The organism is Bacillus sp. MM2020_4 (genome assembly GCF_011250555.1).
Classification (GTDB): Bacteria; Bacillota; Bacilli; order Bacillales; family Cytobacillaceae; genus Neobacillus.
Genome location: NZ_JAANMZ010000002.1, coordinates 101,259 through 115,608, shown reverse-complemented (window position 1 = coordinate 115,608; position 14,350 = coordinate 101,259). Strand labels below are relative to the sequence as shown.

Below are 14,350 nucleotides of genomic sequence, written 5' to 3'. Positions count from 1 at the left end.
GAGGAGGTAAAGGGATGCAATTAGATATGTTTTCTTGGTTACAAGCATGGTTAGCGAACGATGACAGTAAAGTTATTTATTTACTAACATTGATTTTAATTGCAAATATTATTGATTTTTTATTAGGCTGGTTGAATGCGAAGTTTAATTCTAAAGTTAAATTTTCGAGCAGTAAGGCTATTTACGGAATCGCTAGAAAATTAATGTTGTTCATCTTGTTAGTATTTTTTATCCCTGTGTCCTTGCTGGTACCCTATCCCGTAGGTGTAGGAGCACTATATGTGTTATTTGTCGGTTATTTGGTGAGCGAGATCAATTCTATACTTAGTCACTTGAAATTGTCTGAAGACGATAAAAGCATTGATAAATTTGCGGATTTTGTTCAAAAAATTTTTTCTAAAGGAGAGGACAAATAATGAATATCGTTCAAAGATTGATTCCAACCAAATTTAAAGATACGCGGTCCGGTATTAAACTAACGCCTAAGTACATTACCATCCACGAAACGGACAATCCCGGATGGGGAGCGAACGCTGAAGCTCACGCACGTTTGCAAGAGGGTGGCAATAGCCGCGAAGCGTCTTGGCATCTGCAAGTGGATGATTCTCAGGTGATTCAATCTATTCCTTTTAACGAAGTAGCATGGGCGGCCGGAGACAGTGACGGTCCCGGTAATATGTCATCTATCCATATTGAAATTTGCGTTAATAGTGATGGCGATTACAAAAAGGCGGTTAAAAATACCGCGGAGGTTACAAGACAGCTAATGGTTCAATTCAATATTCCAATTGCTAATGTGGTCCAGCATAATCACTGGATGGGAAAGAACTGCCCTAGATATCTTCGCAGCGGGGAAAAGGGGATTAGGTGGAATGATTTTATCAACTTGTTAACTCCACCAAAAGAAACAGGAAAGGAAGGGGAAGAAGTGTTATTAAAAGCAGGCGAAAAAAGTGAAACTGTAAAAGTGCTGAATTATCAGCTGGCTGCATTAGGGTATATCTCATGGGCGGATCGTGAGAGCGACATGTTTGGCAATAGCACATTAAGTGCCTTGAAAAAATTCCAAAAGGAACAGCGCATCAAAGAAACAGGTGTGTATGATGCTGCCACCGCTTTACAGTTTGCTAAAATCTTGGCGATATATTATGACCGATTGAAGAAAAATAAAATGATTTAAATACGAAAAGCCTCCTTCTTAATTGAGGGAGGTTTTTTCTTGTGATTTTTTCTTATTCAATCTAATTAGGTCAATTACCAACCAAATAAATAGAGCGGGCATATACGTGACGAATCCTACAACAATACCCATTGTGTATGACGTAATAACTAAAATCAAAATAAATGATCCTATAAACGATACATAGTGAAGGGTTTTACTATCCAAGAATTTAAACAAAATAATCTTGAACAAATTAAATATAACCCACGTTCCCACTAATGCCCCAATAAACGAATAGATATAATCCATTATTTTTCCTCCTTAGTAACAAGCTGTTCCAGAGATACCATTAATATATCAGCAAGAACGGCTGCTTGAGTCAAATCCGGCTGCGAGCGGTTGTTGATCCAGTTAGAAACCGTCTGGTAACTAACGCCTAATTTTTCTGATATTTTTTTCAGTTTCACTCCTCTTTCCTTCACCCAGTAGCCAATATTGTTTTTGTACATGATATTTCCCCCGACAAGCTTTTATGAATCAATTCGACAAACTTGTACTTTTTCCCTTTATAAAAATTTTTCATAAAAATATTAAAATAATTTATAGGACAAATTCTTTTTTAGGCGGATGCCCATAAAATAAACAGTATAATGAACACTTCATTGAGAAGAGGGGGGATAAGATGTGGATCCATTTACTTTTGGTATGGTCTTTGTTGGAGCGTCGGGCGGAACATTACTAGCGATCACAGCCATGGGTAAAAAGATTCGAATTAACGAATCAGCAGTGAAGTTTGTCTTAGAAGGTGCTAAATACGGGACAATTCTCTATTTATTGAAATATGTGTGGGTTTTATTCTTATAAGAGGTGTTCATTTATTACTGGTATAGGTGAAGTGTTCATTATAGCGTAGAAACTTATTTATATTGCGTTGTTTGTTTTGTCCTATTTTGTTTATTATTATCGGGCCCTTTTGGGTTGTAGGGGGTTTTATTGTTGAGCTTCTTCGAATCTTTAAATGGTGGTTTGGAAGCGATGTTTAAAGAGTTGTCTCAAAATAAGCGAATGAAGAAAAAAAGAGGGATGGCCAGTTTGAAGAATTGCAAAATACTCCCTATTTATTAGACTCATCCTATCTTTTGGATTTATCAGAAGGAGCTAACCAAATGGAGTGTGATTCCATTTTAGATTACCTATATCGTTTTAATAATTTTGAAATCACGAATGATGAAGGGGAAGCAGATTACTTAAATATTTTGGGCATTGATTCCTATAAACAATTGGAACAAAACATTATAGACAGGAAGTGGAAATGATGGAACTTGAATTTTGTGCAAAATGTGGTTGTCAAAAAGACGAATATCATTGGTATTCCAAATTTTGTGAAGTTTGCTTAGAGGAATATGAAAAAGAAAATGAGGTGCATTCATGATTGAATGGTTAGCTTTCCCGTTAGTAATTGCCGGAGCAGCTTTTCTCCCGGGTAAAACAAGCGACAAGAAAAAAATTCAGACCATTTTTGAAAATCGGAAAGTTGCCATTAAAAAAGGAGAATCGCTCCATTACCCCAAATTTATTCGAAAAATTGTTTCTAATAATTACACCTCTTATCTCTACAAACTGCCACCAGGTATCCCTTCTGAAATCTTAGAAACATTATTGCCGGCTATTAAAGAAAATCTCAATAAAGAAGTCGAATATGAATTTAAAGGTGGTTTACTCAAGATGGATGTATTCGAGACTGATCTCCCTGAAAAATGGGATTATGACGAAACGTTACTAAGGACCGGAACTTGGGAAGTACCCATAGGAAAAAATCATCAAGGAATCCTATACCATGATTTCGAAAAATATTGTCATCTTTTGAATGGCGGGGTCACGAGGTTTGGAAAAACTGTTTTTATGAAAGAAGTGATGAACACACTTGTTTTGAACAATCCAGATGATGTTGAAATTTTTATTTTAGACTTAAAGGCTGGATTGGAATTTTATAAATACAAATCGCTCCCCCAAGTAAAAGAAGTTGCTTGTGATGTGTATGAATCAGCGGAATTACTGAACCATATAACCCAAGAATTAAAGAAAAGAGAATTGGTTTTTCGAGAAAAAGGTTACACCAATATTATCGATACCCCGATTAAAAAGCGGACCTTTATTTTTGTTGATGAAGGCGCGGAACTTTCACCTAATATCGTAAAGGACCGTCAAGCGAAAAAGTATGCGGAATTTTGCCAGGCAGCATTAAGTGAAATTGCTCGAATTGGCGGCGGCCTTGGATATCGTCTTATCTACGCAACTCAATATCCAACGAAAGAAGCGGTCCCAATGCAAGTCAAAATGAATATCGTAGCCCGTTTGTCTTTTGTTTGCGCTTCACAAATATCTAGTAGGGTATTGTTAGATGAAATAGGCGCTGAAAGCCTGCCGTCTATCCCCGGAAGAGCCATCTACCTGGTGGAAAAAAAGAGGACCGTCCAAGTGCCGTATATTGACGATAAAATGATGTTTAAAATGATGGAGGAGAAGAAGGATGTTATATTCCGTTCAACAGAAAATAGAAAGCCTGTTGACGACGATCGATCGCCTCGGAGTCGTAAAGATTAAGCACCTTTTAGAAATTCACGATTTGAAAAGTTATGCGAACGCTTGTCGTATAATTACAAAACAATTGCGGCCATATATCCACGAAACGTACTATCAAAAGGAAAAAGTAATTTATCTAAATAAGGCAGGTAGGGATTTGATCGCATCCGAAAAAGAGGATATTCGAATTAACGAGCAAACAATTCATTCTTTGTTACGAAACGAAGTGTTTATTTATTTCAAGTGTCCGCGTGATTGGAAAAACGAACACCCTATTCAAACGGACATTATGAATCGAAATAGCTTCGGAATACAATTTAAGGGGATATCATTATCAAATAATAAGAAAGTCATTAGTGACGCTGTATTTAAGCGAAATGGGTATCTCCATCTTATTGAAGTAGATAACGAGCGAAAGATGTTAGATAACAAAAAGAAGATTGAAGCTTATAAAGAGGTCTTGCCAGCATATCAAGATCAGACTCCCATTCTTTATTTTTTTACTAAAACGGAATTACGTAAACGAAAACTGTCTGAATGGCTAAAAGGTATCCGGCACGAAATAATGACTTATGACGAAATAAGGTAGGTTGTGTGTACGAAAAAGTAGTATGTGCCTATTATAAGTACCAGATGCCCAGTGAGGGCTGCTCGGACAGCTATTTTGGCAGTTTCAGCATCCCTGATTTCACCAACCATGATGATATCCGGATCATGGCGAAGAATTGCCTTTAAACCGGCCGCATACGTAACGCCAGCTTTTTCATTGACCTGGACTTGCAAAACAGAGTCATAGTTTTTTTCGATAGGATCTTCGAGTGTGATGACATTGCGATGAAATAAGTGGGCAGTTTCATTTAAAAGCGAGTAGAGAGTTGTGGTCTTCCCCGAGCCAGTAGGCCCGGTAAAAATGATTAAACCATGTGCATGTTTGAGAAGAGCTAGTAATTTTCGCGTCATTGCCGGGAATAATGAGAGTTGGTGAAATGGAATCTGTTCTTGTTGGGGTAAAAGCCTGATGACAAGGCTCTCTCTATTGTTTGATGGAAGTGTTGAAAGCCTGAGTCCCATTAATTGTCCGTCTACCTCACAAAAAATGGCTCCGCTTTGCGGGCGTCTTCTTTCTCCGATATCCATATTGGCTGTGAATTTAAAATGTGAGATTAATCTGTCGCATTCATCTTTTGGAAGGGATAACCGGGGAATAAGCTTGTTGGTTAAACGGATTTGCACAAGTGTGTCATTTTTCCTGGGTATGATGTGAATATCTGTCGCTTGGTTTCGTGCTGCATCTGTAATGATCCGATTCGCTAAAATTTCAATCGCGCTAACAATAGGTAACACCACCTTTTATTTTTTCTTTGATATATTTCGACATGGTTCTTTCTTTTCCTTCTTTATTTTTTAAAAATATTTTATTTTTCTGCAAAAAATTTATGAGGGTGTCAGGCACCATATGAAAGGTCTAAAGTGTTCTGTTTTGAGGTACTTTTCTTAAATTACGCACCGAAATGACAGACGTATTGGCAGCATTATCGATTATATAAAAAAGTAAAATTTTCCATAGTAATTTGCGAGTTTCGTTTTATCCAGCAAAAGTAAAATAAACGGAGATTTTCCATTTAAATGCAGGATGGAGGTCTTTTGGGGGTAAATAAGGGGAGATTTTCCGATTATGCAAAGAAAGGTCTCCCATTTTCGAATTTTTCGAGTTAATAAGCGGACTATATCCGTCTATTTTAGCTCTTTTTAATAATAATTACTATTTAAGCGGAATTTATCCGTCTATTTATCAGCACAGGTGCTTGACCTGCCCCCAAACCGATAAGTGTGGATCCTCTTGATTTTAGATGCCCAAACAGCAGCATTTATTTTATATCGCTTTTTCCGTCAAATAGAAGAGCCCACCATTAATGAAGGAAATGCTAATCTTTGGTTCGTATTGCTCCTGGAGCGCCTGTTTTTCTGTTGTGTAGCTCTCATTATCATCTTCTGCATCCTCATAAAAATGGTCCAACAACCGTAAATCCTGATCCCAGCGCTTCCGTGCTTCATCAGCCCATGAATGGTCCTCCGCTGAAATGACTGATTTTAAATACGTTTCAACCCTCGCCATTCCACTTTTTGGCCGAACTAAAGGTGATAATGTGAAGGAATAATCCGGTATTTTTGGTGTCAATGGTATTTGCAGTAACCGGTCGTGAAAATTCTCAACCATTTGCCCATTAATGAGCTGCAAACCGATGGATTTAAAAACATCGCGCTTCCGGTCACAATGATAGGAGATCTTAACGTTCATGCACAACCATGGAAGCAAGGGGGTTTGATTCCCCCGCTGCCGATGGTTCTCATAAAGCCGGATATAACTGGCGAGATTTTTGGTTGATTGAAAAATTTGATGCAAACGTGGTGAACCAAAATGAATGACTTCGCCCTTCAAATTTTCAGGGGCATTTTCTTTGTTGGTGATGAAGGTAAGCCGCATTGGATTGGGTATTCCACCGGTCTTTTCTAGAAAGTGCCAGTAAAACGGCCGATTCATTAGTTCTTTATCAAGCTCAATCGTTAGTTGAACTGTTAAATGGCCCAGTTTATTTTCAACTATTGGGCATTCATTGGCTTTAAAATAATTCAAAAGAAAGTTATGAATTTCCTGCTGCTGCATGTGAATCCCCTTCCTTCATACTCTCGGCAAATTCAATCATCGAAGATAAATTCTCCATTTTTATTCGCATCTCTCCTTCAGATGCGGATTGTCCGAAAATATCAATCAAATGATCTTCAATATTGCCAAATTCCAGTTTGGTTAATATATCATCTAGTTCACCGATAACTTTTTCAAAAAGGTGTATTTTTTCATAAAGTAGTTTTAAAATATGTTCTTCCACGGTGTTTTTTATGGCGAAATTGTAAATCATAACATCCTTTTCTTGACCGAGACGATGAATCCGGCCAATTCGCTGCTCAAGCCGCATTGGATTCCATGGTAAATCAAAATTGATAATATGATTACAGAACTGCAAATTAATGCCTTCACCACCAGCCTCTGTCGCGATTAATACTTGTGCATGCTTTTGAAACAATTCCCGCATCCAATCCTTTTTCCCGCGTTTAAAGCCGCCGCGAAATGGTACAGACGAAATCCCATGTTGTTTTAAGAACCACTGCAGGTACATCTGTGTTGCACGATATTCGGTAAAAATGATGACCTTGTCATCCACATTTTGAATCAATTCAAGGGCTTTTTCCGCCTTGGAATTTTGCTGAACGGCTTCCACCTTGTTAATCAGGAACTGTATTTGTTCCTCGAAAGCACGGGTGGGATTCTCTTTTTTCTGAAGCATGTTTTTCAGCGTATAAAAAACCGCTTCTCGGCTGCTGCATGCTTCACGTTGCAGTGTCATAACTGAAAAGGCACTTGACTGAAGCCAATCACCTTCGTTTTTCATAGTATTTATCGCGTCATATAGCTCTTTTTCAGGAGGTGTAAATTCAATCGGGATGGTTTCCACATGCCGTTTCGTCCATTCAATTCCTGTATCAGCGCGGCGGTTCCGGATCATCACCTTGTTTACCAATTCTTTTAAATGTTCATCATCATTTAAAGATCTTGCATCGCGTTTATATTTTTCATAGAATGACGTCTCGCTGCCTAAATGTCCGGGTTTAAGCAAGGAAACAAGATTAAAAATTTCCTCAATACGATTTTGAATCGGTGTGGCAGTTAATAGTAAACAAAACTTCTTTTTAAGATTTTGCACGAATTCGTAGTTTTTTGTTTTGTTGTTTTTTAATTTATGTGCTTCATCAATGATGATTAGGTCGTAGTCCAGATTATAAATAATACTACGATGGGGGTCTCGTTTGGCCGTATCAATGGAGGAAACGACGACATCACATTGTTCCCAGACATAACTTTTCCTTTGGGTAATCGCAGGGATAAAAAATTTGCTATTCAGCTCAATCGCCCATTGGGTTACCAATGAAGCGGGTACGAGAATCAATACCTTTTTTACTAATCCACGAATCATATATTCTTTTAAAATTAAGCCAGCCTCAATCGTTTTTCCTAGTCCCACCTCATCCGCTAAGATGGCTTTTCCGTTCATATGTTCAATTACTTGCTTGGCTGTTTCGAGCTGGTGGGGAAGGGGAGTTAAATTCGGTAAATATCCTGGGGCTTGTAAACCCTCAAATTCAGGTATTACCAAATGTTTTTCAACTCCGATTGCCAGCTTAAAAAGCTCCCAGTTCCCCCATGGGCCATCGTTGTCAATTCTATGTAAAAAATCATCCTGCCAAGAGGAATCAAATTCAATTTCGACCGACATGAAATCAGCTCCTTTTCATACTTTATCTACTCTAGTGTGAAACCAATTTTTAACTTGAGAAAGGGACTCCGTTTTTATCATAAAGTTATTGCCCAATGAGTTGGTTTAATGGTAGGATGAAAATAGCTTTGAAAGTTTTAAATATTTTAATAAGGTAATTTATTTTATAAGTATAATTAGTATGACCAAATTGGAAAATATTATAATGCGAATGACAACAAGGGGAGAGACTACTTTGTAGCGCCGAAGGAGCAAGCAGATTTGTGAATCTCTCAGGCAAAAGAACTCTTGTTTGACGCAGCTCTGGAGAGTGCTGACCAATAGGATCAGCCACCAAAGGGGAAAACCATTTTCGGTAAACTTTCAGGTGCAAGGACAGAGACCTTCTTTATTCAAAGGGAGGTTTCTGTCCTTTTTTATGCTCTTTTTCGGACTAACCACACACCTGTTTGTTTTTCTAAAAAGAAAAAAAGGATAACAATTTTTTCAGAATAAAAGACTGAAGGGGGATTTTTGGATGACTGAATTACAACGTACTCCGCTTTTCGATGTATACAAAGAAAATGGGGGGAAAACCATCGATTTTGGTGGTTGGGAGCTGCCAGTCCAATTCTCAAGCATTAAGGATGAGCATGAAGCAGTCCGCAAACGGGCGGGTTTGTTTGATGTATCCCATATGGGGGAAGTGGAAGTAAAAGGTCCTGACAGTTTACGCTACTTGCAAAAAATGATGACAAATGACATTTCAAAAGTCAAAAACGGCGGTGCCCAATACACTGCAATGTGCTATGAAAACGGCGGTACGGTTGATGATTTACTTGTCTATAAAATCGAAGATGACCATTACCTCTTAGTCGTGAATGCATCAAATATTGAAAAGGATTATAAATGGCTTGAAGAGCATTTAGAAGGTGAGGTTAGCATCGAAAACCTATCAGAAAAAACAGCTCAACTTGCTTTACAAGGTCCGCTTGCTGAAAAGGTATTACAAAAACTTGCGACCGAAACAGATTTAAGTGAAATTGGCTTTTTCAAATTCAAGCAGGAAGTAAACCTAAATGGCAAAACGGCACTTGTATCTAGAACTGGCTATACCGGTGAAGATGGGTTTGAGCTGTACTGTGATGCAAAAGATGTTGTCGAATTGTGGAGAGCAATTTTAGAGGCGGGTAAAGAAGAGGGTGTCATCCCATGTGGTCTAGGTGCACGCGATACCCTCCGATTCGAAGCGAATTTAGCTCTTTATGGGCAAGAACTATCACCGGAAATTTCGCCGTTAGAAGCAGGGATCGGATTTGCTGTAAAAGTAAATAAAGAATCTGACTTTATTGGCAAAGAAGTCCTTAAACAGCAAAAGGAAGATGGATTATCAAGAAAATTAGTGGGGATTGAAATGATTGATCGCGGAATCCCTCGCCACGGATATCCTGTTTACAAGGGTGATGAGCTAATCGGAGAGGTAACTACTGGCACTCAGTCACCTTCTTTAAAGAAAAACATCGGTCTTGCCCTTATTAAGACGGAATTTACTGGGCTTGAGTCTGAGGTAGAAATTGAAATTCGTGGGAAACGTTTAAAAGCTTCAGTGGTTTCAACACCTTTTTATAAAAGACAAAAGTAGACATGAGGAGGGAGTTAGGTTTATGAAACATCGTTATTTACCTATGACTGAACAAGATAAGAAGGCTATGCTTGATACGATTGGTGTTTCCTCAATTGATGAACTGTTTAGCGATATCCCGGAAAAGGTAAGATTTAAGGGTGAATACAACATTAAAGCGGCTAAGTCTGAGACTGCCCTACTGAAAGAGTTATTCATGTTAGCTGACCGCAATGCCGACCTTAAAAGAAATGTCTCATTTCTAGGTGCCGGTGTTTATGATCATTACATGCCCGTCATCGTTGATCATGTAATCTCTCGTTCTGAATTTTATACTGCCTATACACCATATCAGCCGGAAATTTCTCAAGGTGAACTGCAAGCCATTTTTGAATTCCAAACAATGATTTGTGAGTTAACGGGAATGGATGTGGCGAACTCCTCAATGTATGATGGGGGAACTGCACTTGCAGAGGCTGCAATGCTTAGTGCCGGTCATACAAAACGGAAAACAATCGTTGTTTCTAGTGCAGTCCATCCTGAGTATCGCGATGTTTTAAAAACGTATGCAAAAGGCCAGTATCTTGAAGTGGTAGAAGTGCCGGTGAAAGATGGCGTGACAGATGTTGATGCATTAAAAGGAATGGTGAATGAGAATGTTGCAGCGGTAATTGTTCAATATCCAAATTTCTTTGGCAGAATCGAGCCGTTAAAAGAGGTTGAGGAAATCGTTCATGCTGCTAAAGGGATGTTTGTTGTTAGCAGCAATCCATTATCACTTGGCGTTTTAACTCCTCCAGGAAAATTTGGCGCTGACATTGTCATTGGGGATGCACAGCCGTTTGGAATTCCAACTGCATTTGGCGGACCTCACTGCGGCTATTTTGCGGTTACAACTAAATTGATGCGGAAGGTACCTGGACGTCTTGTCGGTCAGACAGTGGACGATCAAGGCCGCCGTGGTTTTGTCTTAACTCTACAAGCCCGGGAACAGCATATCCGCCGTGAAAAAGCTACATCTAATATCTGTTCAAATCAAGCACTTAACGCCCTTGCTGCCTCTGTTGCAATGACGGCTCTAGGTAAAAAAGGTGTCCGTGAAATGGCTGCAGCTAATTTACAGAAGGCACATTATGCAAAAATGGCTTTTAAAGAAGCAGGATTTGAAGTCGTTAATGACGGCTATTCGTTCAATGAATTTGTTGTGAAATTAAATAAGCCTGTTAAAGAAATGAATCAAAAACTGTTACAAATAGGAATCATCGGCGGTTATGATTTGGGACGCGACTATTCTGAGCTCGCTAACCATATGCTCGTTGCCGTTACAGAGCAAAGGACGAAGGAAGAAATCGATACTTTAGTGAAAGAATTGGGGGATCTGCATGCATAATCAAGACCAAGCACTCATTTTTGAAGCTAGCACACCGGGACGAATCGGATACAGTCTTCCAGAAATGGATATTCCTGAATTGGAGATTAGCGACCTGCTGCCCGAGGGTTATCTTCGCGCAGTTGAACCTGAACTTCCCGAGGTTTCTGAGCTTGATATTATGCGCCATTATACCGCTCTTTCGAAAAGAAACCATGGCCTGGATTCAGGATTTTATCCGTTAGGTTCTTGTACCATGAAATACAATCCGAAAATCAATGAAAATGTTGCCCGCTTTAATGGATTTGCCCATGTCCATCCACTGCAGGACGAAAGCTCTGTTCAAGGGGCACTGGGGCTTTTATACGATTTGCAGCAGCATTTAATAGAAATTACCGGTATGGATGAAGTGACCTTACAGTCTGCTGCAGGTGCACATGGGGAGTGGACTGGATTAATGCTAATCCGTGCCTACCATGAGGCAAATGGAGATCTTAACCGGACAAAGGTAATCGTGCCTGATTCTGCCCACGGAACAAACCCTGCTTCAGCTACCATCGCAGGTTTTGAAACAGTAACAGTCAAATCAACGGACAAAGGTCTTGTTGATTTAGATGATTTAAGAAGGGTCGTTGGCGATGATACGGCAGCACTCATGCTTACAAATCCGAATACACTAGGGCTTTTTGAAGAAAATATAATCGAAATCACTGAAATTATTCATGAAGCGGGTGGAAAAGTTTATTACGACGGGGCAAACCTTAATGCTGTTCTTTCAAAAGCAAGACCCGGCGACATGGGCTTTGACGTTGTTCATTTAAATCTTCATAAAACCTTTACAGGTCCACATGGTGGCGGCGGCCCTGGATCGGGTCCTGTTGGTGTAAAGGCAGATCTTATTCCGTTTTTGCCAAAACCAATTATTTCAAAGCGCGGCGAAGAATTCGTGCTTGATTATGATCGTCCGCAATCTATTGGCCGCGTGAAGCCGTTCTATGGTAACTTTGGAATCAACGTTCGTGCGTATACCTATATTCGTTCAATGGGTCCTGATGGCTTAAAGGCAGTAACGGAGTATGCTGTATTAAATGCCAACTATATGATGAGGAGATTGGCTGAGCATTATGATTTACCATTCGATAAGCATTGTAAGCACGAGTTTGTATTAAGTGGTAAACGCCAGAAAAAATTAGGCGTCCGCACATTGGATATAGCGAAACGTCTGCTTGATTTTGGCTATCATCCACCAACCATTTATTTCCCATTAAATGTGGAAGAATGTATCATGATTGAGCCGACAGAGACAGAATCAAAAGAAACACTTGATTCCTTCGTTGATATCATGATTCAAATCGCGAAAGAGGCAGAAGAAAATCCTGAAGTCGTTCAGGAGGCACCGCATACAACGGTCATTGGCCGTTTAGATGAAACGCTGGCAGCACGTAAACCAGTTTTAAAATATCAAAGAGCGTAAAATGGGAAGAAAGATCAGATTCGAAAAATGAATCTGATCTTTCTTAACTTTGGAAACAAAAAAAGCTCCGGGGATATCCCTGGAACTTTAGAGTCATTATTATTTTTTAGTTTTTACTTTACCAGACCACTTCTTGAAACCGCCTTGAAGCTGGGTAAGTTCTTTGTAGCCTCTTTTGTGTAAAAATTGTGCTGCACGCGCACTGCGCATACCACTTTGGCAATACAAGTAAACAGGCATATCTTTGCGAATTTCTGGCATACGCATTTTCATTTGTGACATTGGGATATTACGTGCTCCTAAAATATGGCCGCCATCAAATTCGTTCGCTTCACGAACATCTATTAGTTGTGCCTTTCTGTAACCTGCACGGAATTCTTCTTCTGTTACCGTTTTAACAATCCTCTTCTGAAAGAAATAGGTGGTAACGGAGTAAATGATAACTGCTGCGAGAATGATTAATAAACCATAAAGTGAACTCAACTTCTTTTTGCCCCTTTCAAGCTTTCTTGCTCTAGCTTTTATTATATAAGTCATTAGAGTAAAGATAAAGATGATTAGCGAAAAATCTTTTACTTTTGCCTAATTAAAATTATAGCAGAAACAACTTGTTTTGAAATCATATCAGATTTTGGTAGACTTAAAATCGAAATGATTATAAAAAAATGAGGTTTGTTCATGAACAGAGAAGTTTGGCGTTTTATCGATTCTGGAAATAGTTCACCATCTTTTAATATGGCGTTGGATGAAGCATTGCTAGATTGGCATAGCGAGGGAAAAATCCCTCCCGTCATTCGTTTCTATGGCTGGAATCCTCCGTCCCTGTCTGTTGGATATTTTCAAAAGGTTGAAAAAGAAATTGACATGGATGCGGTGAAAGCACATGGGCTGGGGTTTGTCAGGAGACCTACGGGTGGGCGCGGCGTTCTCCATGAGCATGAGCTTACATATAGTGTCATTGTTTCAGAAGAGCACCCTGCAATGCCTAAAACTGTAACAGAGGCATATAGGGTAATATCGGAAGGAATTCTAAAAGGCTTTCATCATTTAGGTCTTGAAGCTTATTTTGCTGTACCAATGACAGCAGAGGAACGAGATGCATTGAAAAATCCACGTTCTGCTGTCTGCTTTGATGCACCGAGCTGGTATGAGCTGGTGGTGGAAGGCAGGAAGGTAGCAGGTAGCGCGCAAACAAGGCAAAAGGGTGTCATCCTTCAACATGGAGCCATTTTATTGGATTTGGATGAAGATAAGTTGTTTAGTTTGTTTAAATATTCAAGCGAACGGGTAAAGGAACGGATGAAGAAGGCCTTCAAGGATAAGGCGGTTGCCATTAATGCAATCAGTCCAAGGCGGATTTCACTAGAAGAGGCAAAAGAGGCCTTTTATAAGGGGTTTGCTGAGGGGCTGAACATTGATCTTGAACCATATCAATTAACGGATGAAGAACTTGCATATGTTGAAAGAATAGCAAAAGAACGCTATGAGAGTGATGAATGGAATTTTAAACGGTAATTGGTAGCGGCTGCGGCCGCTTTTTCTATTTTCTTTTTAAAAAAAGTGGCAAGCCGCAAAATTTGTTGAATTTTCCTGTTTTAGGGCGAAAAACAAATAATAGCTTTTGTTTTCTCCCAAATCTAGTTTATTTTAAGTTTGACAAAATTAATGTTATTTGCTCGTCATACAATATATAGTGGTGTCGAAAATATTTTCGGTACTATATATTGATTTTTATGATTTATTTTGTTAACGTAAGTGTATTAAGACAACTAGATATAGCAAAACTTACTAGAACTTAACATAAGAGAGATTTATATTGAAGGAGTTGTTC

Annotated in this window: 15 protein-coding genes, 1 pseudogene and 1 riboswitch; of the genes and pseudogenes, 10 read left to right on the top strand and 6 right to left on the bottom strand. The window is 39.1% G+C overall.

All coding sequences use genetic code 11. From position 1 onward, the window contains the following. The first annotated feature begins 14 nt into the window (after positions 1-14). Together G6554_RS02380 and G6554_RS02375 are read left to right on the top strand one after the other, a co-directional pair. The gene (locus tag G6554_RS02380) at positions 15-416 is read left to right on the top strand and encodes a phage holin family protein (RefSeq protein WP_207342967.1); all 402 of its coding nucleotides are present in this window, start codon (positions 15-17) and stop codon (positions 414-416) included. Continuing rightward, on the top strand, positions 416-1,180 hold the full coding sequence (locus G6554_RS02375; RefSeq protein WP_166238393.1) for a peptidoglycan recognition protein family protein: 765 nt from the start codon (positions 416-418) through the stop codon (positions 1,178-1,180). Before G6554_RS02380 ends, G6554_RS02375 begins: the two co-directional genes overlap by 1 nt. Positions 1,181-1,198: 18 nt before the next feature. Here G6554_RS02375 and G6554_RS02370 read toward each other — a convergent pair whose 3' ends face one another. Together G6554_RS02370 and G6554_RS02365 are read right to left on the bottom strand one after the other, a co-directional pair. Continuing rightward, on the bottom strand, positions 1,199-1,471 hold the full coding sequence (locus G6554_RS02370) for a hypothetical protein (RefSeq protein WP_166238391.1): 273 nt from the start codon (positions 1,469-1,471) through the stop codon (positions 1,199-1,201). Then, on the bottom strand, positions 1,471-1,671 hold the full coding sequence (locus tag G6554_RS02365) for a helix-turn-helix domain-containing protein (RefSeq protein WP_166238389.1): 201 nt from the start codon (positions 1,669-1,671) through the stop codon (positions 1,471-1,473). Before G6554_RS02365 ends, G6554_RS02370 begins: the two co-directional genes overlap by 1 nt. 175 nt (positions 1,672-1,846) lie before the next feature. Between G6554_RS02365 and G6554_RS02360 the strand changes: the two genes are divergently transcribed. The 4 genes from G6554_RS02360 (at position 1,847) to G6554_RS02345 (ending at position 4,334) form a co-directional block, all read left to right on the top strand. Beyond that, positions 1,847-2,026, top strand: a complete 180-nt coding sequence (locus G6554_RS02360) for a hypothetical protein (RefSeq protein WP_166238386.1) — start codon at positions 1,847-1,849, stop codon at positions 2,024-2,026. Positions 2,027-2,328: 302 nt separating this feature from the next. After that, complete coding sequence (locus G6554_RS02355; RefSeq protein ID WP_166238384.1) at positions 2,329-2,478, top strand: hypothetical protein; 150 nt, start codon at positions 2,329-2,331, stop codon at positions 2,476-2,478. Positions 2,479-2,590: 112 nt separating this feature from the next. After that, a complete protein-coding gene (locus G6554_RS02350; protein WP_166238382.1) occupies positions 2,591-3,766 on the top strand; it encodes an FtsK/SpoIIIE domain-containing protein in 1,176 nt (391 codons plus the stop codon). Beyond that, positions 3,693-4,334 carry a hypothetical protein gene (locus G6554_RS02345; RefSeq protein ID WP_166238380.1) on the top strand — a complete coding sequence of 214 codons (642 nt, stop codon included), beginning with the start codon at positions 3,693-3,695 and terminating at the stop codon, positions 4,332-4,334. The genes G6554_RS02350 and G6554_RS02345 overlap by 74 nt, the downstream gene beginning before the upstream one ends. A gap of 35 nt (positions 4,335-4,369) precedes the next feature. Here the strand turns inward: G6554_RS02345 and comGA are convergent. From comGA to G6554_RS02330, 3 genes and pseudogenes are all read right to left on the bottom strand, one after another. Next, a pseudogene (gene comGA / locus G6554_RS02340) lies at positions 4,370-5,080 on the bottom strand (competence type IV pilus ATPase ComGA); the annotation flags it as partial. Between the two features lie 538 nt (positions 5,081-5,618). Next, positions 5,619-6,410, bottom strand: a complete 792-nt coding sequence (locus G6554_RS02335) for a YqhG family protein (protein ID WP_166238376.1) — start codon at positions 6,408-6,410, stop codon at positions 5,619-5,621. After that, the gene (locus tag G6554_RS02330) at positions 6,388-8,076 is read right to left on the bottom strand and encodes a DEAD/DEAH box helicase (protein WP_166238374.1); all 1,689 of its coding nucleotides are present in this window, start codon (positions 8,074-8,076) and stop codon (positions 6,388-6,390) included. Before G6554_RS02330 ends, G6554_RS02335 begins: the two co-directional genes overlap by 23 nt. Positions 8,077-8,287: 211 nt before the next feature. After that, a riboswitch (glycine riboswitch) is annotated at positions 8,288-8,374 on the top strand. 219 nt (positions 8,375-8,593) lie between these two features. Between G6554_RS02330 and gcvT the strand changes: the two genes are divergently transcribed. The 3 genes from gcvT to gcvPB are packed head-to-tail and all read left to right on the top strand — an operon-like array spanning position 8,594 to position 12,519. Then, complete coding sequence (gene gcvT, locus G6554_RS02325) at positions 8,594-9,697, top strand: glycine cleavage system aminomethyltransferase GcvT (RefSeq protein ID WP_166238372.1); 1,104 nt, start codon at positions 8,594-8,596, stop codon at positions 9,695-9,697. 22 nt (positions 9,698-9,719) lie between these two features. Continuing rightward, positions 9,720-11,066 (top strand): aminomethyl-transferring glycine dehydrogenase subunit GcvPA, encoded by a 1,347-nt coding sequence (gene gcvPA, locus G6554_RS02320; RefSeq protein ID WP_166238370.1) that lies wholly within the window; start codon positions 9,720-9,722, stop codon positions 11,064-11,066. Continuing rightward, positions 11,059-12,519 carry an aminomethyl-transferring glycine dehydrogenase subunit GcvPB gene (gene gcvPB / locus G6554_RS02315; protein ID WP_166238368.1) on the top strand — a complete coding sequence of 487 codons (1,461 nt, stop codon included), beginning with the start codon at positions 11,059-11,061 and terminating at the stop codon, positions 12,517-12,519. The genes gcvPA and gcvPB overlap by 8 nt, the downstream gene beginning before the upstream one ends. Positions 12,520-12,618: 99 nt before the next feature. Here the strand turns inward: gcvPB and G6554_RS02310 are convergent, their stop codons facing one another. Continuing rightward, positions 12,619-13,002 carry a rhodanese-like domain-containing protein gene (locus tag G6554_RS02310; RefSeq protein WP_166238366.1) on the bottom strand — a complete coding sequence of 128 codons (384 nt, stop codon included), beginning with the start codon at positions 13,000-13,002 and terminating at the stop codon, positions 12,619-12,621. Positions 13,003-13,197: 195 nt separating this feature from the next. Here G6554_RS02310 and G6554_RS02305 point away from each other — a divergent pair, with 195 nt between their 5' ends. Beyond that, complete coding sequence (locus G6554_RS02305) at positions 13,198-14,034, top strand: lipoate--protein ligase family protein (protein WP_166238364.1); 837 nt, start codon at positions 13,198-13,200, stop codon at positions 14,032-14,034. Positions 14,035-14,350: the final 316 nt, after the last annotated feature.